The organism is Desulfatitalea tepidiphila (genome assembly GCF_001293685.1).
Taxonomy (GTDB): domain Bacteria; phylum Desulfobacterota; class Desulfobacteria; order Desulfobacterales; family Desulfosarcinaceae; genus Desulfatitalea; species Desulfatitalea tepidiphila.
Genome location: NZ_BCAG01000001.1, coordinates 191,604 through 216,109, shown reverse-complemented (window position 1 = coordinate 216,109; position 24,506 = coordinate 191,604). Strand labels below are relative to the sequence as shown.

The 24,506-nt window shown below is 55.7% G+C and carries 22 protein-coding genes and 1 tRNA gene; 11 read left to right on the top strand and 12 right to left on the bottom strand.

All coding sequences use genetic code 11. The annotated features are described in order from the left end of the window. Positions 1 to 30 precede the first annotated feature (30 nt). Positions 31 to 123 (top strand) — tRNA-Ser (locus DFT_RS00940). A 106-nt stretch (positions 124 to 229) separates the two neighbouring features. Here DFT_RS00940 and DFT_RS27150 read toward each other — a convergent pair. Further along, positions 230 to 496 (bottom strand): hypothetical protein, encoded by a 267-nt coding sequence (locus tag DFT_RS27150; RefSeq protein ID WP_369688295.1) that lies wholly within the window; start codon positions 494 to 496, stop codon positions 230 to 232. Positions 497 to 527: 31 nt separating this feature from the next. Between DFT_RS27150 and DFT_RS26645 the strand changes: the two genes are divergently transcribed. After that, positions 528 to 782, top strand: a complete 255-nt coding sequence (locus tag DFT_RS26645; protein WP_235506171.1) for a CBS domain-containing protein — start codon at positions 528 to 530, stop codon at positions 780 to 782. A gap of 13 nt (positions 783 to 795) precedes the next feature. Continuing rightward, positions 796 to 2,217: a transferase gene (locus tag DFT_RS00930; protein ID WP_054029372.1), complete on the top strand. Its 1,422-nt coding sequence runs from the start codon at positions 796 to 798 to the stop codon at positions 2,215 to 2,217. Positions 2,218 to 2,344: 127 nt separating this feature from the next. Here DFT_RS00930 and DFT_RS00925 read toward each other — a convergent pair whose 3' ends face one another. Further along, positions 2,345 to 2,851, bottom strand: a complete 507-nt coding sequence (locus DFT_RS00925) for a Crp/Fnr family transcriptional regulator (protein WP_054029371.1) — start codon at positions 2,849 to 2,851, stop codon at positions 2,345 to 2,347. A 246-nt stretch (positions 2,852 to 3,097) separates the two neighbouring features. Here DFT_RS00925 and sat point away from each other — a divergent pair, with 246 nt between their 5' ends. After that, positions 3,098 to 4,372 carry a sulfate adenylyltransferase gene (gene sat / locus DFT_RS00920; protein WP_054029370.1) on the top strand — a complete coding sequence of 425 codons (1,275 nt, stop codon included), beginning with the start codon at positions 3,098 to 3,100 and terminating at the stop codon, positions 4,370 to 4,372. Between the two features lie 195 nt (positions 4,373 to 4,567). Here the strand turns inward: sat and DFT_RS00915 are convergent, their stop codons facing one another. The 10 genes from DFT_RS00915 to aprB form a co-directional block, all read right to left on the bottom strand. Then, positions 4,568 to 6,040 (bottom strand): SLC13 family permease, encoded by a 1,473-nt coding sequence (locus DFT_RS00915; RefSeq protein ID WP_054029369.1) that lies wholly within the window; start codon positions 6,038 to 6,040, stop codon positions 4,568 to 4,570. 65 nt (positions 6,041 to 6,105) lie between these two features. Then, on the bottom strand, positions 6,106 to 6,663 hold the full coding sequence (locus tag DFT_RS00910) for a CBS domain-containing protein (RefSeq protein ID WP_076750316.1): 558 nt from the start codon (positions 6,661 to 6,663) through the stop codon (positions 6,106 to 6,108). Positions 6,664 to 6,710: 47 nt separating this feature from the next. Further along, positions 6,711 to 7,106, bottom strand: coding sequence for a response regulator transcription factor (locus DFT_RS00905; protein WP_054029368.1), 396 nt, complete (start codon positions 7,104 to 7,106; stop codon positions 6,711 to 6,713). Between the two features lie 245 nt (positions 7,107 to 7,351). Then, the gene (locus tag DFT_RS00900) at positions 7,352 to 7,687 is read right to left on the bottom strand and encodes a NifB/NifX family molybdenum-iron cluster-binding protein (RefSeq protein WP_054029367.1); all 336 of its coding nucleotides are present in this window, start codon (positions 7,685 to 7,687) and stop codon (positions 7,352 to 7,354) included. Then, a complete protein-coding gene (locus DFT_RS00895) occupies positions 7,684 to 9,102 on the bottom strand; it encodes a sigma-54 interaction domain-containing protein (protein ID WP_054029366.1) in 1,419 nt (472 codons plus the stop codon). Before DFT_RS00895 ends, DFT_RS00900 begins: the two co-directional genes overlap by 4 nt. 177 nt (positions 9,103 to 9,279) lie before the next feature. After that, complete coding sequence (qmoC, locus tag DFT_RS00890) at positions 9,280 to 10,428, bottom strand: quinone-interacting membrane-bound oxidoreductase complex subunit QmoC (protein ID WP_054029365.1); 1,149 nt, start codon at positions 10,426 to 10,428, stop codon at positions 9,280 to 9,282. 66 nt (positions 10,429 to 10,494) lie between these two features. Next, on the bottom strand, positions 10,495 to 12,831 hold the full coding sequence (locus DFT_RS00885; RefSeq protein ID WP_054029364.1) for an FAD-dependent oxidoreductase: 2,337 nt from the start codon (positions 12,829 to 12,831) through the stop codon (positions 10,495 to 10,497). Positions 12,832 to 12,841: 10 nt separating this feature from the next. Continuing rightward, positions 12,842 to 14,119 (bottom strand): CoB--CoM heterodisulfide reductase iron-sulfur subunit A family protein, encoded by a 1,278-nt coding sequence (locus DFT_RS00880; RefSeq protein WP_054029363.1) that lies wholly within the window; start codon positions 14,117 to 14,119, stop codon positions 12,842 to 12,844. A gap of 381 nt (positions 14,120 to 14,500) precedes the next feature. Continuing rightward, positions 14,501 to 16,480 (bottom strand): adenylyl-sulfate reductase subunit alpha, encoded by a 1,980-nt coding sequence (gene aprA, locus DFT_RS00875; protein WP_054029362.1) that lies wholly within the window; start codon positions 16,478 to 16,480, stop codon positions 14,501 to 14,503. Between the two features lie 59 nt (positions 16,481 to 16,539). Continuing rightward, the gene (gene aprB / locus DFT_RS00870; protein WP_054029361.1) at positions 16,540 to 16,977 is read right to left on the bottom strand and encodes an adenylyl-sulfate reductase subunit beta; all 438 of its coding nucleotides are present in this window, start codon (positions 16,975 to 16,977) and stop codon (positions 16,540 to 16,542) included. Positions 16,978 to 18,024: 1,047 nt separating this feature from the next. On the opposite strand from aprB, the gene DFT_RS00865 reads away from it, so the two are divergent. The 7 genes from DFT_RS00865 (at position 18,025) to fdhF (ending at position 24,411) form a co-directional block, all read left to right on the top strand. Next, a complete protein-coding gene (locus DFT_RS00865; RefSeq protein WP_054029360.1) occupies positions 18,025 to 19,356 on the top strand; it encodes a (Fe-S)-binding protein in 1,332 nt (443 codons plus the stop codon). An 83-nt stretch (positions 19,357 to 19,439) separates the two neighbouring features. Then, positions 19,440 to 19,877, top strand: a complete 438-nt coding sequence (locus tag DFT_RS00860) for a hydrogenase iron-sulfur subunit (RefSeq protein WP_054029359.1) — start codon at positions 19,440 to 19,442, stop codon at positions 19,875 to 19,877. A gap of 42 nt (positions 19,878 to 19,919) precedes the next feature. Next, entirely contained in the window at positions 19,920 to 20,390 is a 471-nt protein-coding gene (locus DFT_RS00855) for a hydrogenase iron-sulfur subunit (RefSeq protein WP_054029358.1), read from the top strand. Further along, positions 20,387 to 20,803: an FAD-dependent oxidoreductase gene (locus tag DFT_RS00850; RefSeq protein WP_054029357.1), complete on the top strand. Its 417-nt coding sequence runs from the start codon at positions 20,387 to 20,389 to the stop codon at positions 20,801 to 20,803. Before DFT_RS00855 ends, DFT_RS00850 begins: the two co-directional genes overlap by 4 nt. Further along, on the top strand, positions 20,796 to 21,287 hold the full coding sequence (locus DFT_RS26070) for a hypothetical protein (protein ID WP_054029356.1): 492 nt from the start codon (positions 20,796 to 20,798) through the stop codon (positions 21,285 to 21,287). Before DFT_RS00850 ends, DFT_RS26070 begins: the two co-directional genes overlap by 8 nt. A 17-nt stretch (positions 21,288 to 21,304) precedes the next feature. Continuing rightward, positions 21,305 to 21,616, top strand: a complete 312-nt coding sequence (locus DFT_RS00840; protein WP_054029355.1) for an IscA/HesB family protein — start codon at positions 21,305 to 21,307, stop codon at positions 21,614 to 21,616. Continuing rightward, positions 21,613 to 24,411: a formate dehydrogenase subunit alpha gene (gene fdhF / locus DFT_RS00835; protein WP_054029354.1), complete on the top strand. Its 2,799-nt coding sequence runs from the start codon at positions 21,613 to 21,615 to the stop codon at positions 24,409 to 24,411. The genes DFT_RS00840 and fdhF overlap by 4 nt, the downstream gene beginning before the upstream one ends. Positions 24,412 to 24,506 lie beyond the last annotated feature (95 nt).

The following is a 24,506-nucleotide window of genomic DNA, read 5'->3' as shown; positions in this document are numbered from 1 at the left end:
GAAATTTTGACGATACAACCAAAAGTCGAAGGAGAGATGGCCGAGTCGGCTGAAGGCGCTCGCCTGCTAAGCGAGTGTGTGGGGAAACCTGCACCGAGGGTTCGAATCCCTCTCTCTCCGCCATTGAATCTCAGGCCCGACCAGGCAGCTGGCCGGGCCTTCTGTTACATCCATCGCGGGACCTCGGTTCCGGCCCATAGCCCCCTATCGGAGGAGAGACGTGAAAAGCTTAACCGTTAAAGAGCTGATGGTTCCCCTGTCCGAATATGCAACGGTCCACGTGGGCTCGACCCTTTTCGATGCCATTCAGGCATTGGAAAAGGCCCAGGAGGAGTTCGACCGAACCAAGTACCGGCATCGCGCCATTCTGATCCTCGACCACGACAACCGCGTCACCGGCAAACTCACCCAGATGGATGTGCTGTGGGCCCTGGAACCCAGAGGCAAAGATCTCAAGGACATCGACGAACTGAATCGCTTTGGCTTCAGCCAGCAATTCGTCCGCGCACTGAAAAAAAGAGCGACGGATGGAAAGCGAGCCCTTGAAGGCGTTGTGCACCAAGGCCGCCCAGTTGAAGGTCGAAGATTTCATGCAGGCCACCACGGAAGGGGAGTGCGTGGACGAAGAGACCACCCTGGACATGGCCATCCACCAACTGGTGCTGGGCAACCATCTCTCTTTGCTGGTCACCCGCGGCAAGGATATCGTGGGTCTGTTGCGTCTGACAGATGTCTTCGCGGCCGTGTTCCACACCATGAAAGAGTGTGAACTCAACCCTTAATTGAGGATGGACGATGAACGAACTGCAAAAACTTTTCGACAGAATCGCCCAACGGGTCAATATCAACCTGCGTGAGCTGGAATTCGATGTCACGCCCTACATCAAGGGCCTCGTCAGTTTTGAGAAAATGGTCAAATTCTATGCCTTTTACGGCGTTACGCCGCACCATCCCCTGAACTTCGTCTTCAGGCACTCCAACCTGTCGGGCAGCTATTTTCTGGGCAGGTGCCGCACGGCCAACTCGATCCTTTATAAAAGCGACATCCGCGGCGACGAACTCAAGAAGCAGGGTGCGATGGTGCACTACAAGGGTTTCGACATCCCCGTTTCCAAAGACGAAGCCATCGAAATCGAGGACAGCTTTCTCGTCAAAACCCTGGTTCACAACTACTCCCACGATCCGGAGACGCTCGAACTCTTCTTCATCACCAACACCATCAGCACCCACTATGCCAACATTCACGGCTCCCCCACCGACGGCAGTTTCCTGGGACCGTTTGCCACCGTCGACTTGACGACCATGAACGATTGCGTCATCGGCGCCTTTTCCTACATTCAGGCCGGCGAAGTCAATCACCTCAAGATCGACCCCGGCACCGTGTGGGTTCGTGTGCCGGGTGTGTTCAATTTCCTCTATCGTTATCCCCGCGAGGCGCTGTTTCCTTATATTTCTTTCGAGGCGGGGAAAGCACCCTGCGGCGTACTCATGGACTTTGTCGAAAACCGGAAAAAAGATTTCCAACTGCTTTTCGATGTCGTCAATCTCCCCTCCTCCATCAGAGTGCCCCAAACCACGTCACTGGATCGTTTCGCCGTGGTAAAACCCAAAACCCACATCGACGAAAACGTCCTGGTCGCCCAACGCGCCTATCTCGAAAACTCCTGGCTCGGCAAGGGGGCCAATGCCCAGGAAAACTGCTATATCATCAACAGCCGCCTGGAAGGCAACGACATCACCGCGCATGGCGCCAAAATCATCGAAGCGGATCTGGGCAACACCGTATTCGTCGGCTTCAACAGCTTCCTTCACGGCCGACCCGAGAGCCGCATCACCATCGGCAAGGAATGCATCATCATGCCCCACACGATCATGGACAGCGACGAACCGCTGAACTTGCCGCCCGGCCATCTGGCCTGGGGATTGATCAAAAACCCGGCCGATCTGGAGAAAAACAGTATCCGCATTGCGGATCTAGCGAAAGTCGAGAACAAGCTCTCCAGAGGCGACCTCCACTTCGAGGGCAGCGGAGGGACGTTTGTCAAGGCATTCCAGGAACGCATCCATCACATTCTGGAGGCCAACGGCGCCTTCTTCGACGGCCAAAAAGACAGGGGCCATGCCCAGAAGAATCAGAAAATCTCCTTCAACACCATACAACCTTACCCGGAAGGCGATCTGCAGGGCATGTATCCCACCATTCTCATTCAACCGTGACGGCGCCGTATGAAGTCGCAAATCACCGCAGAAACGCAGCGACCTCAGAGGCATCTATTTGATAATACAAATTTTATCTGTTTGCTCCGCGCCTCTGCGGTGAAAAACGGTTTTTTAAGATGAGGGATCAAGATTTTTTAATGAGGGATTTCAAACGCTCGATCTCCGCCTTGGCCTCGAGATACTTGGAGGTGGTGATGCGCAACCGCTTGGCCAGTACCTCGGCAAAACCGCGGAAGATGGCATAACGAAACACGAAACGGTTCTCATTGGGCAAACCATCGACGCTGGAAATATCGATTTTTAGGCAGGTGGCTTCGTCCAAGGCGAACACCGATACGGACAACTCACCGCTGCCCATATTGCCCACCTCGCCGAAAACATCGCCCGTTCGTTGGAGAATCGCCAGCTCCGTATCTTTTTTAACGATTCGAACCCTGCCGGAAATCAAATAATAGAGCCACTTGTCGTAGGCCCCTTCGTCGACGATGGTTTCACCAGGTTCATAGCGGACGATCTTGCTGATACGCAACAGCTCTTTGAGGTCCTTTTCGTCAAAAGACTCGAGGGCCGGCAAGGTTTTGATTTTTTCGATTATGTCCACACTGTCCTTGAGCTTTTCCGCAGTGCGCATCGTGCCTTCTCCTTTTTTGCCTGCCGCTGCCGCAATGGAATTGGGTTACCTCATAACACCACACTTTTGCTGAACGCAATGTCAAATTGCAGCGCGGCATCTTCAGAAAGGGGTGTCGGGCGATTACCCTTGACAAAACGGCGGTTCCTCTATAGGTATACGCCCTTGAAGCCATCGAAGGCACGCACGCCCACAAGGCAGTTTAGCCTACTGATATGTAAACAAAAATCGAAAGGAGAGCATTGTATGTCGAAACTCATTCCCCCCCATGGCGGAAAAGGCCTGACCATTTGCCTGCTCGAAGGCGCAGAAAGGGCTGCCGAACTGAAAAAAGCAGAGGGTCTCAAAAAGGTCGAGATCTCCCCACGCGTCAAAGGCGACTTGATCATGATCGGTATCGGTGGTTTCAGCCCCCTGACCGGCTTCATGACCAAAGCGGACTGGAAGGGTGTCTGCGAGAACTTTCTTCTCGCCGACGGCACCTTCTGGCCGGTCCCGGTGACCCTGGACGTTTCCAAGGAAGATGCCAACGCCATTAAAGAGGGCGAAGAAATCGCCCTGTTTGATCCCGAAAGCAAAGAGATCATGGCCACTATGAAGGTCACCGAAAAATACGAGCTGACCGATGCCAACAAAGAGTGGGAGTGCGAGAAGATTTTCATGGGCGAAGGCACCCCGACCGCCGAAGAGTTCTGGAAGATCGCCAGAGATGATCATCCCGGCGTACAGATGGTCATGAAGCAGAAGGCGTTCAACCTGGCCGGTCCCGTGAAAGTGCTCAGCGAAGGCGAGTACCCCAAGAAATATGCCGGCGTCTATCATCGTCCGGCCGAATCCCGCAAAATCTTCGAGGAGAAGGGATGGAGTGAAATCGCCGCCCTGCAGCTGCGCAACCCCATGCACCGCTCCCATGAGTACCTGTGCAAAATTGCCGTGGAAGTGTGCGACGGTGTCTACATTCACTCCCTGGTGGGCAACCTGAAACCCGGTGACATTCCCGCAGAAGTCCGCGTGAGATGCATCGATGCCCTGGTGAAAAACTACTTCGTGGAGAAAAACGTCGTACAGGGCGGCTATCCGTTGGATATGCGCTATGCCGGTCCGCGTGAAGGTTTGCTGCATGCTACCTTCCGCCAGAACTACGGCTGCTCCAGAATGATCATCGGCCGCGACCATGCCGGCGTGGGCGACTTCTACGGCATGTTCGAAGCCCAGACCATCTTCGACAAAATCCCCATGCCCAAAGAAGAGGGCAAGGCTCTCTTGTGCACCCCGTTGAAGATCGACTGGACCTTCTACTGCTACAAGTGCGACGGCATGGCCTCCCTGCGCACCTGCCCGCATGGCAAAGAAGACCGCGTACTGCTCTCCGGCACCATGCTGCGCAAGATCCTGAGTGAAGGCGGCGAGATGCCCGATCACTTCGGCCGTGACGAAGTCGTTGTCATCCTGCGCGAGTACTATGAAGGCCTGACCGAAAAGGTCAAGATCAAGACCCACAAGGCTGCCACCGGCGAATAATCGCTAACGGCAAGCTCACAGATCTGCCGCTCTCCCACGGAGAGGTGCCGCACGGTGCCTCTCCGTTTTTTTTGAGAATTTGAATTCTCGCGCAATGTCGATATCGGCCCAATTGGCCATTTGCAGATGAGCACATATCAACACAAAGGGCGCGTCGGAATGACGCGCCCTTTTGATGTTTAAGCCGAGTTTTGGTCAGTTCAGGGTCACCGGCATCCCCATCAGCGGCCAGAGGATGAAGACCGCGAAACCAGTGACGATCATCAAGAGAATGCTCGCCGGGATGCCATAGAGGAAAAACTCCCCAGGCGTAAATTGCTTGGAGTCATAGGCGATGGCGTTGGGCGCCGCGCCCACCAGCAACAGGAAGGGCATACCGGCGGCCACCAGCGAGGCGAACAAAATCACTTCGCCGGCCACCCCCAAGTAAGGCGCGATGACCAGGGCCACGGGAAGGGAGATGGCGATGGCTGCCACGTTCATGATGAAGTTGGTCATCACCATGACGAAAAAGGTGATGCTCATGACAAAAATGAACCAGTTGGCCTTCTGGAACATGAGCAGCCAGTTGACGGCCAGCCAGTTGGCTGCCCCGGTTTCCCACAGACAGTTGCCGATGCTCATGGCCCCGCCAAACAGCAGAATGATGTTCCAGGGCACATCCTCGAGATCTTCGACGCTCAGCAGACCGGTGACGAAAAAAAGAATCGTTGAAATCAGGATAATACCGGTCTTGTTGATCGCCTGCAACGCGGGCAGGAAATTCTGGAGGCACATCACCAGAATACACCCACCTACGATGACCGCCGCCAGGATCTCTTTGCTTGTAAGACCGCCCAATTCGTCATTGAGTCGCCGGGCACGATCCCGTAACCCTGGAATGCGATCCTTTTCGGGCTTCATAAAAATCATGAAGAAACCCCACAGCGCAAAGGTCATCAACCAGCCGATGGGGAACATGTAATAGGTCAGCTGGAAAAAGGAGATGTCCTGGTTCATGATCTCTTTGAAAAAGCCTAAAGCCACCGCACCGCGTGCCGCGCCGAGAAGGGTAATAATACTGCCCGCGCCGGCCACATAAGCCATGCCCATGAAGAGCGCCTTGCCGAACTTGGTGCGTGCATCGCCCTCACCGTACATGGCGTAAATGGAGACGAGCAGCGGATAGATGGTAGCCGCTACTGCCGTGTGCGCCATGATATGGGTCAGGGCCGCCGTCACCACAAAACAGCCGAGCATGATCATGCTGGTCCGTTCACCCACGATCATGAGCATCTTGTAGGCCAACCGCTTGGTCAGGCCGGTCTTGGTGAAGACCAGGCCGATCATCAGCGAGGCGAAGATGAAGAAGACCGACGGCACCGTGAAATCGGTAAACGCGATCTTGGCCGGCCGGATGAGGAACAGGGCCTGCAGCACGCCGATAGCCAAGCTGGTCACACCGATGGGCACCACCTCGAAGACCCACCAGGTGCCGGCCAGCAGGAATACGGCCAACGCCGCCTTGGCTTCCCGCGTCAATACGAAATGCTTGCCCATTGGGTCGACGGCGTCCGGCCAGCCCGGTGACCAGTAAACCACGGCAAAAAGAAACAAGCCGAGAAAGAGAAAACCCAGTTTTTTCCAATCGACCCCAGACGAGTCGACTGCCACAGACGTATTAGCCATTTATTCCCCCTATCGATCGATTCATTCCGCATCATCTGACACCGAGTTCAAATGACGCAAAATTTCTACAGATTGCATGCCTTCATGGCATGAAAAACCGCCGCGAATACATCGGTGAGGCGCAACAACCCCACGATATGATCGCCCCTCGTTACAAGGAGAGACTGGTGTGAACCGACCACAAACAGATGAATGGCCTTGTCCAGCGAATCGTCTTCACCGATATATTCCCCTTCGGTGGGGCGATGCATATAAGTGGAGACTTTTTCCAATCCAGCTTTTCGGCAGATATCATCCAACGGTTTATCGAAAAGCTTGTAAGTCTCCAGCATGGAGAGCAGAAACTTTCGGCTGAAGCCGTATTTGGCGATGCCTGGGGTATCGGCTTTCATTTCCTCGTATTTGGGTTCCAACGCGCGCAAGACGTCGATTTGCCCAAGCTTTCCGACGATCCGACCCGCTTTATCCTCCACGAGGATAGCCCGATGGCGGTAACGGGCCTGGTCGAAATCCTGCTGGGCCTTTTCGAGGGCCTGCACCGCTTCGAAAATATTAGCATCTTCAGAAATCACCGCATAATCCTCCCGCGGTACCATCAAGTCCTTGACTTTATACTTCTTCACGCAACACCTCCTGGTAACTATAATTATGTCGTTAGACACCCAACTGTCTATTGCGACTTCTCGTTTTTATCCTCGGTACTTCGCCCATCTCCCAAACTTCTAATACGGGCTATCAAACCCTCCAGATGAAAAGGAATGAGAAAATCATCAAAGGCCCCCAGGCGCATGCTTTCAATGGACAAATCGAGCTGATCGCCTGAGTTGATTGTGATAATTTTGATTTGGGGAAATCGCTGTCGAATGTGACGCATCATGGCGATGCCATTGCGCTTCAACCCTTGAAGATCAAGGAGGATCAAGCCGAAATTCTCCTCGTCTATAAAATTCATCAACTCTTGCGTGCCATCGGTTTCAGATACGTGAAAACCTTCTTGTCGCAAGTGTTGCGAAAGATTGGCGCGCAAACTGGTCTCTGTTGCAATGATCAGGATATGTGGATCCATTTCTCAATCGATGCGCAGTGTGTTCGATCCCAATTAAAACCATCTTGGCTTCAGCAAAGCGCATGCCAACCGTAAACCACCTGATATTCAATCAGATATTTTTTGAACCACAGCAGCGAAACAGGCATAGTCTCATTATGCAACTTTTTGCATCATTTATAAATCAAATCGAAACATCTCTTCGGGCCGCAAAAGGCCAAGGGCGACTGGCGAACGGATGAAAATGGGATTCATGCCCGTTGAGATTACGATGGAACGATGTCGCCGCGTTGCAGCCGGCCCGAAAGATACCGTCGTAAAACCGTTGCCGCGCGGCCGATGACGTCGTCGATCACGTCGACGTTCTTCCAGGTCAGATAGTCGAACACCTCCTGGTCAATACCGCCGCAGATAATGGCCTGCACATGCTCGGTCATGGCCATGTGGCAAATCCGCTCTGCCGATGGGCCCGGCAGAATCAACAGTTTTTCCTGTTCGACGTTTCCCTCGTCCGAACACCAGGCCATCAACACCTCGGTGGACAAATCGAAGCGGGGCGCCACCTCATCCTTGTGCAAGGGGATCATCACCTTGGTCGTCATGATGCGTCGATTCCGTATTGTTTCATTTTTCGCCACAAGGTACTGCGCGCCCAGCCCAGATGCTTTGCAGCCAGCACGCGATTCCCGCGCGTATGGACCAGAGCATCGAGTATCAGCCGCTTTTCCATCTCGGTCCAGGTCGAAACGCCCTCCCGATCTACTGGTGCAGGACCGGCCCGTTGAACGGTAGGTCCGGACGGCGCAGGCGGCTCCACGGTCATGGGTCGCCTTTCAGACAGGTAGGTGGGGAGATGGGCTGCGAGGATTTTCTTTTCGCGACATACGCTGACGGAATATTCCACGATGTTGCGCAACTCGCGAACATTTCCAGGATAGGCATACGAGAGGAGAATCTGCATGGCCTTGGCTGAAAAACCCGACATGTTTCGGTGCAGCTTCTGATTGAAATAGTTCAGGAAGTAATCCACCAGCAAACGCACATCCCCTTCCCTGTCGCGCAACGGGGGAATGTTGAGCCGCATGACGTTGAGTCGGAAGAAGAGGTCCTGGCGAAACTTCCCTTCACGCACCATTTGCTCGAGGTCGCGGTGGGTCGCGGCAATCACCCTCACATTGGCGGCGTAACCCTTTGTGCTGCCGAGCGGATAGACGATTTTGTCATCTAAAAAGGTGAGTAGCTTGACCTGCAGAGGGAGGGGCAAATCCCCGATTTCGGTAAGATAGAGGGTGCCGTTGTGGGCCAGGTAAAAACGCCCCTGTTTGTTTTCCACCGCGCCGGTAAAAGCGCCTTTGGTGTGTCCGAAGAGCTCGGATTCGAGGAGTGTCTCCGGCAGTGCACCGCAATTGATTTTGACAAACGGCCCCTTTGCCCGGGCAGACTCCTGATGCAGGGCTTCGGCCAGCATGTCCTTTCCCGTACCAGTCTCACCGGTAATCAAAACCGAGGCGTCGCTCTGGGCGACCACGGGCAGCATACCGAACAATTTCTGCATCTGAACGCTCTGCCCCACGATGTGGCTGAAGCTATAGGCTTGCGCCGCCTCCTCATCATGGGCCTTCAAGTGCCTCAGATCTTCTATGGTTTCGATGAAGCCTACCGGTTTCCCCTGGACATCGTAGAGCGATGAGAGGGTCATGCGCACGGGAATGCGTTTGCGGTCCCGATTGATCAAATCGCTTTGGATGCAAACCGTTTCCGAGAGCTCGGCAAGATGCTCGGCCGGGCAACCGGTGATACAAGTGCGGCTGCGAACCACGTTGCGGCAATGCAGCCCCTCGGTCCTCAAGGCCTGCGTGCCGATCAGCGTTTCTAAAAAACGATTGCAAAACACCACCCGGCGATGGCGGTCCATCACGAGCACTCCCAACGGCACATCATCGAGCAATCGATAAAAATCGAGCGCGTAGGCGTCTCGAATTTTTACCTTGGATGCCAAATTCGATTTGGGAGACATAAAGCGTCTGTCCATCACTCCCGCATTGGGTGTCCGGCCGACTCGGTGCTGAGCCTTGTGCCCTCTGAGCGGCGTCCAAAAATCTGCCTGAGGGGGTCGACCGTGCCGAAAAGCACAGAGGGGGCCGGCCCCATGCGGGACACGGCCCCCTTTGAATTGGCGTATCGAAAAAACCTGCTATTTGCGCCCTGAATACTCCTGGTAGGCCATGGCCACCGTTCGGTAGACCAGGTGGGCCAATTTGGAGTAGGGGGTATAGGCAAACAGCGCCCACACAAAAATCAAATGGAGATAGTAGACGAATGCGGAAAGGCCATAGAGGTGACCCAGCCGCAGCATCTCGGTCAAAAGGCCGGTGCCGCTGAGCAACATCACCAGGCCCAGCAGGTACCAATCTTTATAACTGGACACCTCATCCTTTTGATTCAAACGCTTGGCAATCATCAGGCCGCCGCCGATGAGCAGCGCAATACCGCCCGCATTGCCCAGCCACTTGATCGGGTTGATCTGGCTGTAGGGGCCTTCGATGTGCAGCACCCACTCGGCAATGAAAAAGCAACCGGTCACGATGAACAGGCCGATGAAGCCGTACAGCACCATCATGTGGGACGTGGCGCGCTCCTTGTTCTCCCCGCACTCGCTGAAACGGTTGTGCTTGAGAATTGTCGGGATGATTTTGATCAGAGCTTGTATGAATCCGGCCGGATCGATCTTCTCCTTGTCGGTCTTGCCCTCTTGCAGCGCATTGGCATGTATGTCGGCGATGAAACGCTTCAACCCCAGGGCAAAAACCGCGATGGCAGCAAAGAAGGTCGGGATCATGATGATATCGACCATATAGTTGCTGAAGTAGTCGGCCTGCCAGAGCTCGTCACCGGTGGGGGAAAAGTTGAGCCAGCCGAGGCCGAAAAGATTGAAGATAAAACCGGCGACCAGTATGAGCACGGCCGGGATGGCCAGCAAAATCGGCAACGATTTGGGGTCGTTGACCATTTTCCCCAATTTCTTGGGAACGGCGTATTCCGTCACCGCATAGGCGCGCACCGCTGCCAGGACGTCACCCGGCTTGGCACCACGCGGGCAGCGCGTCGAACAATCGCCACAATTGTGGCACAGCCAGATATCGCCATTGCCCACCAGGCGGTCTCTCAGACCCCACGATGTGGCGATCATCTCCTTGCGTGGAAAGGGCTTGGTGTCCGGGGAGATGGGACAGACGACAGAACAGGTGGCACACTGGTAGCACTTTTTCACATCCTCGCCACCGAGCTTGATCACCTCCTTGATAAAGCCGACATCCGGTTCGACTAAATATGAGTCAGACATACATTTACCTCCTGAATTGAAACAGCAATCGATTCGCTTTGGGTTTCCATTTCGCCGGCTGACACGCTAGAAGCCTTTGAATGGGTTGGGTCCCAATGCCTCGATGGATTCCACGAAATCGTTGATGATCTGGGGCACCTTGTCGTAGTCGTCGATGGCGACCTCGAACTGGGCCACGCGCTCAACCTCCAACGCCAGGCTGGTCAGAGCCTCGCCGATCTTCTTCATGCGGATGCTGGCCAGCTCGCTGCCTTTGACGAAATGACATTGATAGTCGTCACCGTGCTTGCAGCCGAGCAGGAAGACGCCGTCCATACCTTGGGAAAGCGCATCCTTGATCCAGATCACGTTGACCGAGCCGAGACAACGCACCGGGATCAACCGAACGTCGGCCGAATAGGAAAGCTTGTTCAGGGCGGCGATGTCCAAGGTCGGATAGGCGTCGTTTTCACACACCAACCCCAGGATCCGCATGGGTGGTTCGGAGTAGTCGTCTTCCGAAGGCACATTGATCGCCTTGACCATGGAGCCGATGCTGTCGATGTTGTAGTCGGCAAATCCGATGATGCGTTCGGGACAGGCGCCCATGCACGTGCCACAACGACGGCAGCGTGTGGGATTGGGCTTGGGTGTTCCCTTGGCATCGTCGTCCAGGGCGCCGAAGGGGCACTCCTGGGTGCAGCGTTTGCACTGGGTGCAGCGCTGAAAGAAGAAATCCGGGAAGGTCATATCGCCCGAACGCGGATGAACCGAAACGCCCCGGTTAACGGACGTGATACACTGAATGGCCTTGAGGGCCGCACCGGACGCATCTTCCATGGCCTCTTCGGTGGTCATGCTGCGACGCACCGCGCCGGCCGCGTAAATACCCGTGCGCTGGGTTTCATAGGGGAAACAGATGAAATTGGAATCGCAGTAGCCGTTGAACAGGTCGATGTCGCGGAAGGCCGGCCCCTGACGATAGGCCATGTTGACCACGGGATCGTCCTTCGTGACCGGCACCATGCCGGCCGCCAGCACCACCATGTCGGCCTTGACCTTGAGCTTTTCGCCGAGCAGGGTGTCGGAGGCTTCGATCATCAGGCCACCGCCGCCCTTGGCGACGCTGAGCACATTGCCCTTGGTCAGGAAGATACCCGGATCCTGCTGAATGCTCTTGTAGAAATTCTCGTTGAGACCCGGGGTGCGCATATGCTGGTAGAAGACAAAGGACTTGCCGTCTTCGTAATCCTCGCGCACATACTTGGCCTGTTTCAGGCTCACCAGGCTGGTGACCGCGCCTGCGTAACTGAAATCGCTGTCATCTTCGTCCTTGCCCGGGCTCTGGATGAAGACCACGGACTTGGCCGGCTTGCCGTCCGAAGGCCGAGCGATCTTGCCTTTCTTGGCAATAGCTTCGAATTCGGCGTTGGTGACCACATCGGGGATCGCGCCATAGCCCAGGTGGGCATAGGCATCGCCCTCCAGCTTGGCAGGCCGCCAGCCGGCCGCCAGCACCACGGCGCCGAACAACTCGCCGTTGGGATCGAGGGTCAGAATATCGGCCCGCCCCTCGTTGTACTCCATATACTTCTTGTGCAAGGTCTCGGCATCCAATTCCTTTCCACTCTCATCCACCAGCATTTCGGGTGGCAGGGGATAGGGCACATCGAATTGGATCTTTTCGCCGGGCTTTTTGAACGTGACCGTAAACTCTCCGGGTTGGCCGGCCAGCCGGGCCACCACGGTGGAGGTCTTAATGGTAATCCTGGGATCGGCCTGAACGGCTTTGATCTTCTCTTCGATCACCGGTGGAATCAGCTTGTCATATGGATCACCTACCGGCAGCTGGCTGCGCCAGTTGAGGGCCGCGCCGCCCAGCTGGTCTTCCTTTTCCACGATAGTCACATCATATCCGGCCCTGGCGGCATCCAGGGCCGCACTCATTCCGGTGACACCGCCGCCGATGACCAGGATCTTTTCGGAGGTCGTCTCCAGTTTGTAGGGTTCCGGCAAGGCCACCTTCTGTACCCGGGCCATACCCATGCGGAGATAGTCCTCGGCCATCATCTGAACACGATCAAAGGCATCCCCACCGGCCTTTTCTTCTTCGGTCAGTTTTGGGAACTTGTCGCGGGGATGACACCAGACCACGCCTTCACGCAGGTTGACGCGGTCGACAATGCAACCGTCGAACCGGAAGGTGTCGTAATGGACCCGCCGGGAACAGGCGCACAGCACCAGTGTGTTGACACCGTCCGCGATCTCCTTCTTCAGGAAATCCACCCCTTCGGGGCTGCAGAGGATGGGATGGGTCTTTGCCGTTCGCCCTTCATCCGCGGCCACGCTTTTAATTGCATCCACGTCGAGGGACTCAGCGATGCCGCAGCCTTCACAAATATACACACCATATTTCTTATCCATGGATAGCCTCCTACTTCCTTGCCAGGGTTTGGATGGCCTTCAAGGCCATACCGGTCGCATTCTGGTTGGATGATACGACATCGGCCGGTTTGTTGGCACATCCAGCAGCGAACATGCCACCCTTTTCATAGTCGTTAAGAATGAACCCATCGGCATTGTACTTGAGATCCGCCGGCAATTTCACTTTGGCGGCCGTGGGCTGCATGCCGGTGGCAAGGACCACCAGATCCACGGTTTGTCTTGTTTTTTCGCCGGTAACGGCATTTTCGGCCACGACGGTCACCTGCCTGGTGGTCGAATCTTCCACCACTTCGGCGACCTTGCCCTTGACAAAAAAGACCTTCTTGTCTTCTTTGATTTTCTTATAGAATTTTTCGTAACGATCACCCGGAGCACGCAAATCGATGTAGAAAATGTAGATATCGGCGTCCGGACAGCGCTCACGGATATAGGTGGCCTGCTTCAGGGAGGCCATGCAACAGATGTAGGAACAATAGGGCAGATGATTTTCGTCCCGCGACCCGGCGCATTGCACGAACGCCACGCTTTGGGGCTCTTTACTGTCCGACGGCCGTAGAATTTTCCCCTTGGTGGGGCCGTTGGGGGCCGCCAGGCGTTCCACCATCATGTTGGTGATGATGTTGTCGTACTGCCCAAACCCGAGGTTGTCGATTTTACTGGCGTCGTAGGGCTCCCAACCCGTGGCCCATACGATGGCGCCGGCCTGGATGGTCATGGATTTGGCCTGCATCTCCAAATCGATGGCATCGTATTTACAGGCCGCATTGGCCTTCTGGGCGTCTTCCGTCCCGATAATCTGCGGCGATACCACATAGCGCGCCGGAAAAGCCATTTCAAATGGCATATAGGCGCCTTTTCGGGTCGTCATGCCGAAGTTATAATCGTCGCTGATCTCCGTTTCACAGGCATCCGAGCAGGCACCGCAACAGGTGCATTTTTCGTTGACATAACGTGGGTTGAGCTTGATGGTCACATCGTAGTTGCCGGGTGCACCCTCCACCTTCTCCACCTCGGCCAAGGTGAATACCTTGATGCGGGGGTTGTCCTTGATACGGCGGAAGTTGATCTCCAGGCCGCAGGTCGGCGGACACAGTTTGGGGAAATACTGGTTCAACTGGGCCACCCGCCCGCCCAAGTAGGGATTCTTCTCCAGCAGGTAGACGTCATACCCCACTTCCGCGGCTTCAAGGGCCGTCGTCAGGCCGCTGATACCGCCACCGACCACAACGATGCTTCCACTCGCAGGGGCTTTGTTTTCACTTGTCATGCTATCCCTCCGTGCGTTCTAGAATTGGCAGAAGCAAAATCACTTTTCGAGATCGAATACTCGAAGCGTCGCTTCATGAAATAAGATGTTCTCTTTGCAGCCGCTCCCGGCGGCCGCAGGCGATACCCTTGGATCCTGAACCACATAGCTGAACCTTGGAGCGCGTCATCGATTTTCTCCAGGGCTCAGCTTCGCCATTCAGCGGCCCTCCTCCGTCGCTTATGAACTATCGACGAAGGATTAGCGGCGACCAAAAAGGATATCGCCTGCACCGGTCTAACGGCAGGCTTGTTATGGGCCCAGCTAACAAAAACCTCCAGGCGCGCTGCGGCGCCTGGAGGTATTTTTGTCAGCGCTTATCGCATAACCGATACCCGCCCATTAGTCAGGAATGATCTTGATGTAGTCTTTCTTCATCACATTCCATTCCTTCTTCTCCGGATCGAACTTGGAGTTGACGAAACAGAACCAGTTGGCATCATCCTGTCCGGGGTAGTCGGCCTGATAGTAGAAGCCCGGATAGCGGGTCTCTTTACGGAACTGGATGTGACGCAGGTGAGCCTCCACCGTCCAGATGCGGTGTTCAATCTCCCAGGCGCGCATCAGTTCGTGCAGATCGCCGGCCGCCATTTTTGCACAGTCCTCGCGCATGGTCTTGAGGAGATCCATGACGATTTCCAGACTCTTGCTGCTGGTCATGTAGTAGGTGGCCGTACCGGCGCCGTACTCATGGGTCGCTTTCATCAACCGGTACATCATCCCATTGGGTTTGATGTAGTTCGGGTTGATGTCAATGGCCGTGGTGTAATTGCAGTGATCGAGGAAGGTGCGAACCGGTTTGTAAACCAGATCGACCAGCTCTTGATTGCTCTGCTTCAGGGTCGGTTTGAAGTCGGCATGATCCTTGGCATAGCGCACCATCTGCTTGGCCGCGATGCGACCCTCGGCATGGGAACCGGAGGAGAACTTGTGACCGGAGCAGCCCACACCGTCTCCGGAGGTAAACAGACCGTTGACCGTGGTCATACGGTTGTACACCTTGCCGTTGTCGGCTTTAATTTTGTAAGCATCCGGCACCCAATCCAGGTCCGGACCGGAGGTCCACAGGCCGCAGCAACCGGAGTGGGAACCCAGCAGGTACGGCTCGGTGGGCATAACTTCGGAATTCTTCTTCTCCGGCTCGCAGTCCTGAGCACACCACAGGTTGGCCTGGCCGCAGGTCATGTCCAGGAAGTCTTCCCAAGCTTCGGACTCCAGGTGCTTGAGCTCTTTCTTGTCCATGGTCTTGCCCAGGTTGGCCAATGCGGTGACGGTGTCCATGATGATCGGGCCGCGACCAGCTTTCATCTCGAACAACATCAGGTGGTTACGTAGACAGGTCGGGGTGATGGCAGCGGTGCCGTAAGGCGCATAGTTTTCCAGCTCTTTCTTGGCGGCATCGCTGGCGGCGAAGTTCTCGCCCAGGCCGTTGAGGGTCTTGGCCTTGAACAGCAGGAACCAGGCACCCACCGGGCCGTAACCGTCTTTGAAGCGGGCCGGGGTGAAACGGTTTTCCATCATGGAGAGTTCGGCACCGACCTTCATGCACATGGTGTAGGTGGAACCGGCGTTCCACACCGGGTACCAGGCACGGCCCTTGCCCTCGCCCACCGAACGCGGCTGGTAAATGTTCACCGCGCCGCCGCAGGCGACCATCATGGTTTTACATTTGATGATGTAGACTTTGTTCTCACGCACCGAGAAACCCACGGCACCGGCGATGGTGTTGGGTTTATTGGCATCCAAGAGCAACTCGACGATAAAGCAGCGCTCGATGATGTTGTCGGCGCCCAGGGCTTTCTTGGCGGCCTCGGCCACAACACGTTTGTAAGATTCGCCGTTGATCATGATCTGCCACTTACCGGTGCGGACCGGTTGGGCGCCGCTCTTCAGGGTACCCATGGCCTGGCCTTTTTTACCGTCGAGGTTTTTGCCCTCGGCCGATTTTTTCCAGATCGGCAAGCCCCACTCTTCGAACAGGTAGACCGAGTCATCGACATGGCAGCCCAGGTCGAAGATCAGGTCTTCGCGCACCAGCCCCATCAGGTCGTTGCGCACCATGCGGACGTAGTCGTCCGGGCTGTTCTCGCCGATGAAGGTGTTGATGGCGGACAGACCCTGGGCCACGGCGCCGGAACGCTCCATGGCGGCCTTGTCGCACAGCAGCACGGTCTGGCCCGGCTGCAACCATTTATTGATTTCAAACGCGGTACCGCAAGCAGCCATACCACCGCCCACGATAAGGATGTCGACTTCTTTTTCAACAACTTCAGGGTCCCGCACAGCTTTGAGTTCACCCAAAGGCTTATTCGGTAATGCCATATCTATACCTCCTAAAAATTATATCGAAGTGTATGAATTAATGGATTCAAATCTCCGCCCTACACGGTCGCCTTGGGAGTTGGCAGCGCGCGGCCGTCGGCTTCCTCGGTGGAAAGCAGCTGGCTGTCGAGATCTTTGCCCTTCAGGCTTTCATAAGCATTGGCGGCACCTTCCGGAGTGGTGCGAATGGGGAACTTGAAACGTTTGATGAGTCCGTTGCGGAACTTGCAGGTCCACATGACGTCTTCGGTACCCATCATGGGCATGATGGAGCTTCCCAGGGGTACGAAATCGGCATAGCCGCGCACTTCGATTGCCTGGGTGGGGCAGATTTTAACACAGGAGAAGCATTCCCAGCACTGATCCGGCTCTTGGTTATAAGCCTTCATGGCGTTGGGATCCAAAACCATCAGATCGTTGGGGCAAATGTACATGCAAGCGGTCTTGTCGCCACCCTTGCACCCGTCACATTTTTCCTGAATTACGAAACTTGGCATTTAATATACCTCCTAAATTTGGTTTTTAAAAATCCAACCAATCCACGCCTCAAAACATGTGGAACCTTAAGCTGTTTTCCTTGCACCCCCCTTCGTTTTGGTTGTCCGATGATTATCCTTCACGGACTTATGTAAAAGGCAAGTCTAAAAAGCTGCGGACCCGCAGCGTCACATCTGTTTTTGGTGAGAAAAAAATTAGCTTATAAAATCAACATCTTATAAGTAAAACAAGATAAGATGAATAGCACCCTGGCACACCATTGTCAATAAATTTCAACATGAGCGAATGGCTAAAATCGGATTCAAAGGCCCGCCAAATCTGGATCTCCAATATATGGAATGCAGTGCGGATCCATATCACAACATATAGTGCGATAGCCATTTCATCCTTTTAAATTCATCAAGGCCTCGAGACATTCCCCGCCAGATAGAGTCATCAATCCCGCGGAGGACACCTCGACAATGCCCATGAAGCTCGCCATGCCTTTTCGGCAAATATCGCGGCAAGTGTCTGCACCCCAGGGATTCTATCTGAATGCTATTCATTAAAACCGGCGTGGGTGGGACAGATTCAGTTAGAATTGCTGTCGGCGACCCAACAAGACGGATTAAAAAAGCAGATGGCATAAATTGAAAATACTAATCCAGTAGACCCCCTGGCATTGAATATATCGCTTTGACTTTTTGTTTCAGCCCTTTTAGAGGTAACGCCTGCCTGATGCCCATCCAAAAACAGGAAGGACATGGCGCAGGAAATTCGGTTACCGTTAATCTGGAAAAATCCACATGCTCCTTCCACACCGACACACTGGTTTTACCTGAGCAAGCCGCTGATCGCAGCCCGGGCTGGCGTGCGCAGGCATAGGGACCAACCGTCGGTGCCCCTCCGCCGAATATTGAATTCGGCACAGCACACATCACAACCTCGACGGGTACCTGCCAGGTACTTGGATATGCCTTGTAAAGAGGTCTTGACCCGGGTCCGGGCCGAGCCGGCGGCGATTCCTGAAAACCTATCGCGCCGCATGCGCGGAAAGGAGTTCCGGCATGACCCAAGCCATCGTGTTGAAAGGCCCCAACAAGGAACGATTTCTCGACAAGGTCCGGCACCTCATCCCCAGAGGTGAAAATCTCAACCTGTGCCTCACCTGCGGCGCCTGTGCATCGGGCTGCCCGGCCACCGGCCTGGAAGGCATGGACCCGCGCAAATTCCTGCGCATGGTCATGCTTGGCATGGACGATGAGATCACCAAACACCCCTGGGTCTGGATGTGTTCCATGTGCAGCCGCTGCATGCATGTCTGCCCCATGGCCATCAACATCCCGGGTCTGGTCTATGAGGCCCGCAAATTGTGGCCCCGCGACGAGCGCCCAAAGGGCATCCTGGCCTCCTGCGACATGGCCTTGCGCAATGACAGCTGCAGCGCCATGGGAACGCCCCCCGAAGATTTCCGCTTCGTGGTCGAGGATGTGCTCGACGAGGTTCGCGGCACGCAACCTGGATGGGAAACACTCGAAGCGCCGTTGGAGAAGCAGGGGGCTCACTTTTTCCTCAGCCAGAACTCCCGCGAGCCGGTCACCGAACCGGACGAGATGGTGCCCCTGTGGAAAATTCTTCATCTGGCCGGTGCGGACTGGACCTACAGCTGCGAAGCGTGGGGCGGCGAAAATTACTGCATGTTTCTGGCTGATGACGAAAATTGGGAAAAGACATCCGCCCATACACTCAAACGCGCCAAAGAACTGGGGTGCAAAGTTTACTTGAATACCGAATGCGGTCACTCCACCTATGCAGTCTGGGCGGCCAACAAGAAATTCAATATCCATACCGAATTGGAAATCGCCCCCCTGGTGGCCTACTACTATGAATGGATCACATCGGGAAAGCTGAAGGTCAGCGCCGACTGGAACAAAGACCTGAAGCTCAAGTTCACCGTCCAGGACCCCTGCAACCAGATCCGCAAAAGCTTCGGGGACGAACAGGCCGAAAAAATGCGCTTCGTGCTCAAGGCGTGTGTGGGCGAAGAGAACTTCGTCGACATGGTCCCCAATCGATCCAACAACTACTGCTGTGGTGGCGGCGGTGGTTACCTGCAATCCGGCTATACCGAAGCGCGCCATCAATACGGCAAAATCAAGTTCGACCAGATCATCGCCACCGGCGCCGACTACTGCGTAACACCCTGCCACAACTGCCACGCCCAGATCCACGACCTGGCCGACCATTTCGGAGGCACCTATCACACGGTCCACATGTGGAGCATTGTCGCCCTCGCCCTGGGTGTCCTGGCCGAAAATGAGCGGGAGTATTTAGGCGATGACCTGAAGGAGGTCTTGCTGCCCGGGGAACCGGGAACACCCAATCCGTTTATTGGTTGAATAGATTCAACATGAGGTCCGGAACGCAGAAAAGAGATTCTGCCGATTCCATGGTGCAAAAACCCACAGGCAAGGAGGCATGCATGACCGCTGAACACCTCTTCGAGCCCCAGATTCTGGCCTTTTGCTGCAAGTACTGTGCTTATGCGGCCGGTGATCTGGCCGGGAGCATGCGTCTGACCTACCCGGCCAATGTCAAGATCATTCAGGTGCCATGCACCGGCCGGGTGGATATGAGCCATCTGCTCAAGGCCATCGAAAATGGAGCCGACGGCGTATACGTGGCCGGATGCATAGAGGGCGAATGCCATTTTCTAGAAGGGAACCTGAAGGCCCGGAAAAGGGTTGCCGCGGTGCGGAAGCTGCTGGCCGAGGCAGACATAGAACCCGAGCGGGTTCAAATGTTCAATCTCAGTTCGGCCATGGGGCCGCGTTTTGCGGAAATCGCAACGGAGATGACCGAAACCATTCGCCGGCTCGGTCCGTCGCCTGTTCGACGAATAGACCGAATTGCTTCATAGCCATTAACCCAAAGAATTTGGAAACACAAGAGAAGTGATGCCATGACGCCACAATGGGAACCGAAAATCATCGCCTTTTTTTGCAACTGGTGCACCTATGGGGCCGCCGACCTGGCCGGGGTCAGCCGCCTGCAGTACCCGCCCAACATCCGCGTCATCCGGGTGCCATGCAGCGGCCGCATCAGCCCCAAGTTCATTCTGGCCGCCCTGCGCAACGGCGTCGACGGCATATGGGTGTCTGGCTGCCACCCGGGCGACTGCCACTATATCGAAGGCAATTTCTACGCTCGCCGGAAATTCACCTTATTGAAAAATTTCCTGGAATATTCCGGCCTGGAGCCGGGCAGGCTGCATTTTTCGTGGATCTCTTCGGCCGAATCGACCAAATTCGCCGCCACGGCGCAGAAGGTGACCGATTCGGTCCTGGCGCTGGGGCCGGCCAAGAGCATGATCAAAAGGCCATTGTCGGATTCAGACCCCACAACGATCCAATCAGGAGCGACGTTGATATGAAAAAGACCAGCGGCAGCGTCATGATCGTGGGCGGCGGCGTCGCCGGCATCCAAGCCGCCATGGACTTGGCCGATTCCGGCTTCTTTGTCTATCTGGTCGAGCGAACGCCGGCGATCGGCGGCACGATGGGGCAGCTCGACAAGACCTTTCCCACCATCGACTGTTCCATGTGCATTCTCTCTCCCTACCTGGTCAGCGCCGGACGACATCCCAACATCGAACTGGTCACCTATGCCACCTTGGAATCGCTCTCAGGTGAAGCGGGCCGATTTAAAGCGGTGGTGAAAAAGCGAGCGCGCAGCGTCGACATCGAGCGCTGCACCGGGTGCCGGGCCTGTATCGATGCATGCCCGGTCGTGTCGGCCGCCGACCTTCCGGACCGGAAGAGATATGGAGACGGATCCCATGATTAGACATGTGCACCTGGATCCCAGAATCAATAAAAGCCTTGAACTACTCCGTCGTTCGGGCAAAAAGGCGGCCCTGGCTGCCGCACGGGCCGAAAAGATCATTCAGCGCATGCGGCAGGGCCACCTGGTCCCGGACCGCATCGGCACGATCACCAAGCATGGCGAACTGCGCATCAAAGGGGTGATGAAATACAACCTGGGCGCTGGCTACCGCCTGATCACCTTCAAAACCGGCCGCCGGCTTTTCCTGCTGCATGTCGGCACCCACGACGATTGCCACCGCTGGATCGAGAACAACCGCGAATTGACCGAGGAACAGATTCGGGAACGCTGCAATGAGATGTGCATATGCCCTGCCGAACTCGATCCTTCACCGCATCCCGAAACAACTGCTCACCCGGACGAAGATATCGACCCGCTGTCCAACGCAACCGAACGCGACCTCCGGAAGGTCTTCAGGGGCCTGGTGAGCGCGTCTCAATCGTAAACACAGGAGAAATGCTCATGCTCAATGTCACTGAAAAGGCCCAGGAACAAATTGCACGCTACTTTGAAGAAAACGCGCTTAAACCCATCCGGGTATTTTTAGCCAGCAGTTGCAGCGGACAGCAAATTGTTCTGGCCCTGGATGACGCCAAGCCGAACGATACCACCTTCGAATTCTCCGGTATTCAATACCTGGTGGACACGGCCTTCTTGAACCAGGCCCAGCCCATTGAAATCGATTTTGCCGGGAGCGGCTTCAAAGTTTCCTCTTCGCTGAAATTGACATGCGGTTGCGGCGGTTGCGGTTCGTCTGAGGGATGCTGTTCATGACGAATCCTGCACAAACCCTCTTCATTAACGGCCGTCAACTCCCCTTCGAAAATGGTGAAACGCTATTGGAAGTGGCCCGACGCCACAGCATCGACATCCCCACCCTGTGCTGGCTAAAGGGGGTCACCCCCACCGGTGCCTGCCGAATTTGCGTGGTCGAAGTAGAGGGAGCACGCACCCTGCTCACCGCTTGTACCACACCGGCCGCCCCCGGCATGCGCGTGCAAACCGAATCATCCGCAGTGATTATGGCCCGGCGGGAAATCATTCAGCTGATGCTCGGCTCCGGCAACCACAACTGCGCCGTTCGCTGCAACGACAACCTGGATTGGACCTCGTTTCAGCTCAGGGTGCAGGAAGAAGATGGCGGTCTTGACCTTTGCCCGGTATGGGGCGATTGCCGGCTGCAGGATCTTGCCTACCGGTACCAAGTCACCGGTCGATGTTTCGGCACCGGCCCGACCCGCTATCCCTTGGAGACCGTGAACCCTTTCATCGTGCGCGACTTTTCCCGCTGTATCCAATGCGGCCGCTGTGTCCAGGCATGTAACGAAGTGCAATGCAACGACGCCATCAGCATCGGCTATCGGGGCCCGGCAGCCAAAATCATCACCGGCGGTGACCGCCCCTTAAAAGATTCAGAGTGCGTGTTCTGTGGCGAATGTGTTCAAGCCTGCCCCGTCGGCGCTCTCGTTGAAAAAGATGCGCGCTATGCCGTGCGGCCATGGGAAACCCATAAAGTTCGCACCACTTGCAGCTATTGCGGCGTGGGATGCCAGATCCACCTCCATGTCAAAGAAAATCGCGTAGTCAAAGTGACCGGCGTGGATGAGCCCCCCAACCACGGTAGTTTGTGCGTCAAAGGGCGCTTCGGCTACCACTTCATTTCCTCCGCCGAAAGGCTCACCGATCCATTGATCAAGGAAAATGGTCGATTCCGCAAAGCTTCGTGGGATGAAGCATTGGACTTGGTAGCCCGCAGGTTCAGGCAAATCCGCGATGATCATGGCGACGCCCCCATGGGCGTACTGGTCTCCGCCCGGATCACCAACGAAGAAAACTACCTGGCTCAAAAATTTGCCCGAACCGTTCTCAAAACCAATAACGTTGACCATTGCGCCCGCCTATGTCACGCCTCTACCGTGGCTGGCCTTGCCGCCAGTTTCGGCAGCGGCGCCATGACCAATCCGATCGCCGACCTCGACCAATCCAAAGTGATCCTGGTGACTGGCGCCAACAGCAGTGAAACCCACCCGGTGATCGCGTCGCGCATCAAGCGGGCCGTACGCTACCGGGGAACGCGGTTGATCGTCGTCGACCCCCGGAATATCCCTCTGTCGCGTTTCGCCGCGCACAAGCTCACCCCCCGGCCCGGCACGGACGTGGCCTGGATCAATGGTTGGATGCACATCATCCTCAAAGATAAACTGCATGATGCAGACTTTATCCGGAACCGCACCGAGGGCTTCGATGCGCTGGCACAAATGGTGGAAAAATATACTCCCGACGTCGTGGCGGCCATCACGGGCATCGATGCCGACGAACTGGTCAGCACAGCACGGCTATACGCCCAATCCAAACCTGCTGCCATAATTTACTGCATGGGCATCACCCAGCACAGTACCGGCACCGACAATGTCAAATCCCTGGCCAACCTGGCCATGCTCACCGGTAATCTGGGAATTCCGGGCGGAGGGGTCAACCCGTTGCGGGGTCAAAACAACGTCCAGGGGGCCTGTGACATGGGTGGGCTGCCCAACGTCTTCAGTGGATACCAACCGGTGATCGACGTCGCCGTGTTGAAAAAAATGGAAAACGCCTGGGCCGCAACCGATCTACCCGCCCGGCCCGGCTGGACGGCCACCGAGATGATCCCAAAGGCCCATAACGGCGAACTCAAGGCACTTTACATCATCGGTGAAAACCCCATGCTCTCAGACCCGGACCTGAACCATACCGAAACCGCCCTGAAGCAACTCGATTTTCTGGTGGTCCAAGACATTTTTCTGACTGAAACCGCCCAATTGGCGCACGTGGTGCTGCCCTCTGCCTGCTTCGCCGAGAAAGAAGGCACCTTCACCAACACCGAGCGCAGGGTCCAACGCGTTCGCCGCGCCGTCGCCGCTCCCGGCCAAGCCCGCTCCGACTGGGACATCATCGCCGACCTTGCCACCCGCATGGGGGTAACGATGGCTTACAAGAATGCCCAAGGCATTTTTGACGAAATGCGCAGTGTGACCCCTTCATATGCAGGCATTTCTTATAACCGCATCGAAAATTTGAGCCTGACGTGGCCCTGTCCGGACCTCGATCATCCCGGCACGCCGGTGCTTCACACTGGACAGTTCACGAGGGGTTTGGGCCGCTTTCATGCCGTGGGGTTTCAACCGCCGGCCGAACTGACAGATGAGGCCTATCCCCTGACGCTGACCACAGGCCGATTGTTGTACCACTACCACACCGGCACCATGACCATGAAGAGTAACGGCCTCAACGAGCGAGCTCCGGAGTGCCAGGTGGGAATCTCCATCCAAGATGCCCACCGGATCGGCATATCCGACGACCAGCGGGTCCGCATACGCTCCCGGCGCGGCGTTATCATGGCCAAGGCCTCAGTTTCCAACGACATCCTACCAGGTGTGGTTTTTATTCCGTTCCACTTCGCGGCGGCAGCTGCCAACAGGCTGACCCACGCGGCGCTGGACCCGGTTTGCCATATTCCTGAATTGAAGGTTTGCGCAGTAGCCCTCGAGCCCACGAATGAAGCCTCAAATAGGGATTACGCTATAACCTGATGGACATAATCACAGGCCTGGGAATCCTCTTTCCTATTGTGGGCGATCCGATAGGAAATGCCTATGGCATTTCAAATCAATATTTAAAGTTCCAA

Bases quoted from the DNA above. Each gene is read 5' to 3' on its own strand.
- DFT_RS00925 (WP_054029371.1), bottom strand. From the start codon at position 2,851: ATGCGCACTGCGGAAAAGCTCAAGGACAGTGTGGACATAATCGAAAAA.
- DFT_RS26645 (WP_235506171.1), top strand. From the start codon at position 528: ATGGAAAGCGAGCCCTTGAAGGCGTTGTGCACCAAGGCCGCCCAGTTG.
- DFT_RS00885 (WP_054029364.1), bottom strand. From the start codon at position 12,831: ATGGATAAGAAATATGGTGTGTATATTTGTGAAGGCTGCGGCATCGCT.
- qmoC (WP_054029365.1), bottom strand. From the start codon at position 10,428: ATGTCTGACTCATATTTAGTCGAACCGGATGTCGGCTTTATCAAGGAG.
- DFT_RS00840 (WP_054029355.1), top strand. From the start codon at position 21,305: ATGCTCAATGTCACTGAAAAGGCCCAGGAACAAATTGCACGCTACTTT.
- DFT_RS00915 (WP_054029369.1), bottom strand. From the start codon at position 6,040: ATGGCTAATACGTCTGTGGCAGTCGACTCGTCTGGGGTCGATTGGAAA.
- DFT_RS00895 (WP_054029366.1), bottom strand. From the start codon at position 9,102: ATGTCTCCCAAATCGAATTTGGCATCCAAGGTAAAAATTCGAGACGCC.
- DFT_RS00860 (WP_054029359.1), top strand. From the start codon at position 19,440: ATGACCGCTGAACACCTCTTCGAGCCCCAGATTCTGGCCTTTTGCTGC.
- DFT_RS00855 (WP_054029358.1), top strand. From the start codon at position 19,920: ATGACGCCACAATGGGAACCGAAAATCATCGCCTTTTTTTGCAACTGG.
- DFT_RS00880 (WP_054029363.1), bottom strand. From the start codon at position 14,119: ATGACAAGTGAAAACAAAGCCCCTGCGAGTGGAAGCATCGTTGTGGTC.
- DFT_RS00865 (WP_054029360.1), top strand. From the start codon at position 18,025: ATGACCCAAGCCATCGTGTTGAAAGGCCCCAACAAGGAACGATTTCTC.
- DFT_RS00900 (WP_054029367.1), bottom strand. From the start codon at position 7,687: ATGACGACCAAGGTGATGATCCCCTTGCACAAGGATGAGGTGGCGCCC.
- aprB (WP_054029361.1), bottom strand. From the start codon at position 16,977: ATGCCAAGTTTCGTAATTCAGGAAAAATGTGACGGGTGCAAGGGTGGC.
- DFT_RS26070 (WP_054029356.1), top strand. From the start codon at position 20,796: ATGATTAGACATGTGCACCTGGATCCCAGAATCAATAAAAGCCTTGAA.
- fdhF (WP_054029354.1), top strand. From the start codon at position 21,613: ATGACGAATCCTGCACAAACCCTCTTCATTAACGGCCGTCAACTCCCC.
- DFT_RS00930 (WP_054029372.1), top strand. From the start codon at position 796: ATGAACGAACTGCAAAAACTTTTCGACAGAATCGCCCAACGGGTCAAT.
- DFT_RS00905 (WP_054029368.1), bottom strand. From the start codon at position 7,106: ATGGATCCACATATCCTGATCATTGCAACAGAGACCAGTTTGCGCGCC.
- DFT_RS00850 (WP_054029357.1), top strand. From the start codon at position 20,387: ATGAAAAAGACCAGCGGCAGCGTCATGATCGTGGGCGGCGGCGTCGCC.
- sat (WP_054029370.1), top strand. From the start codon at position 3,098: ATGTCGAAACTCATTCCCCCCCATGGCGGAAAAGGCCTGACCATTTGC.
- aprA (WP_054029362.1), bottom strand. From the start codon at position 16,480: ATGGCATTACCGAATAAGCCTTTGGGTGAACTCAAAGCTGTGCGGGAC.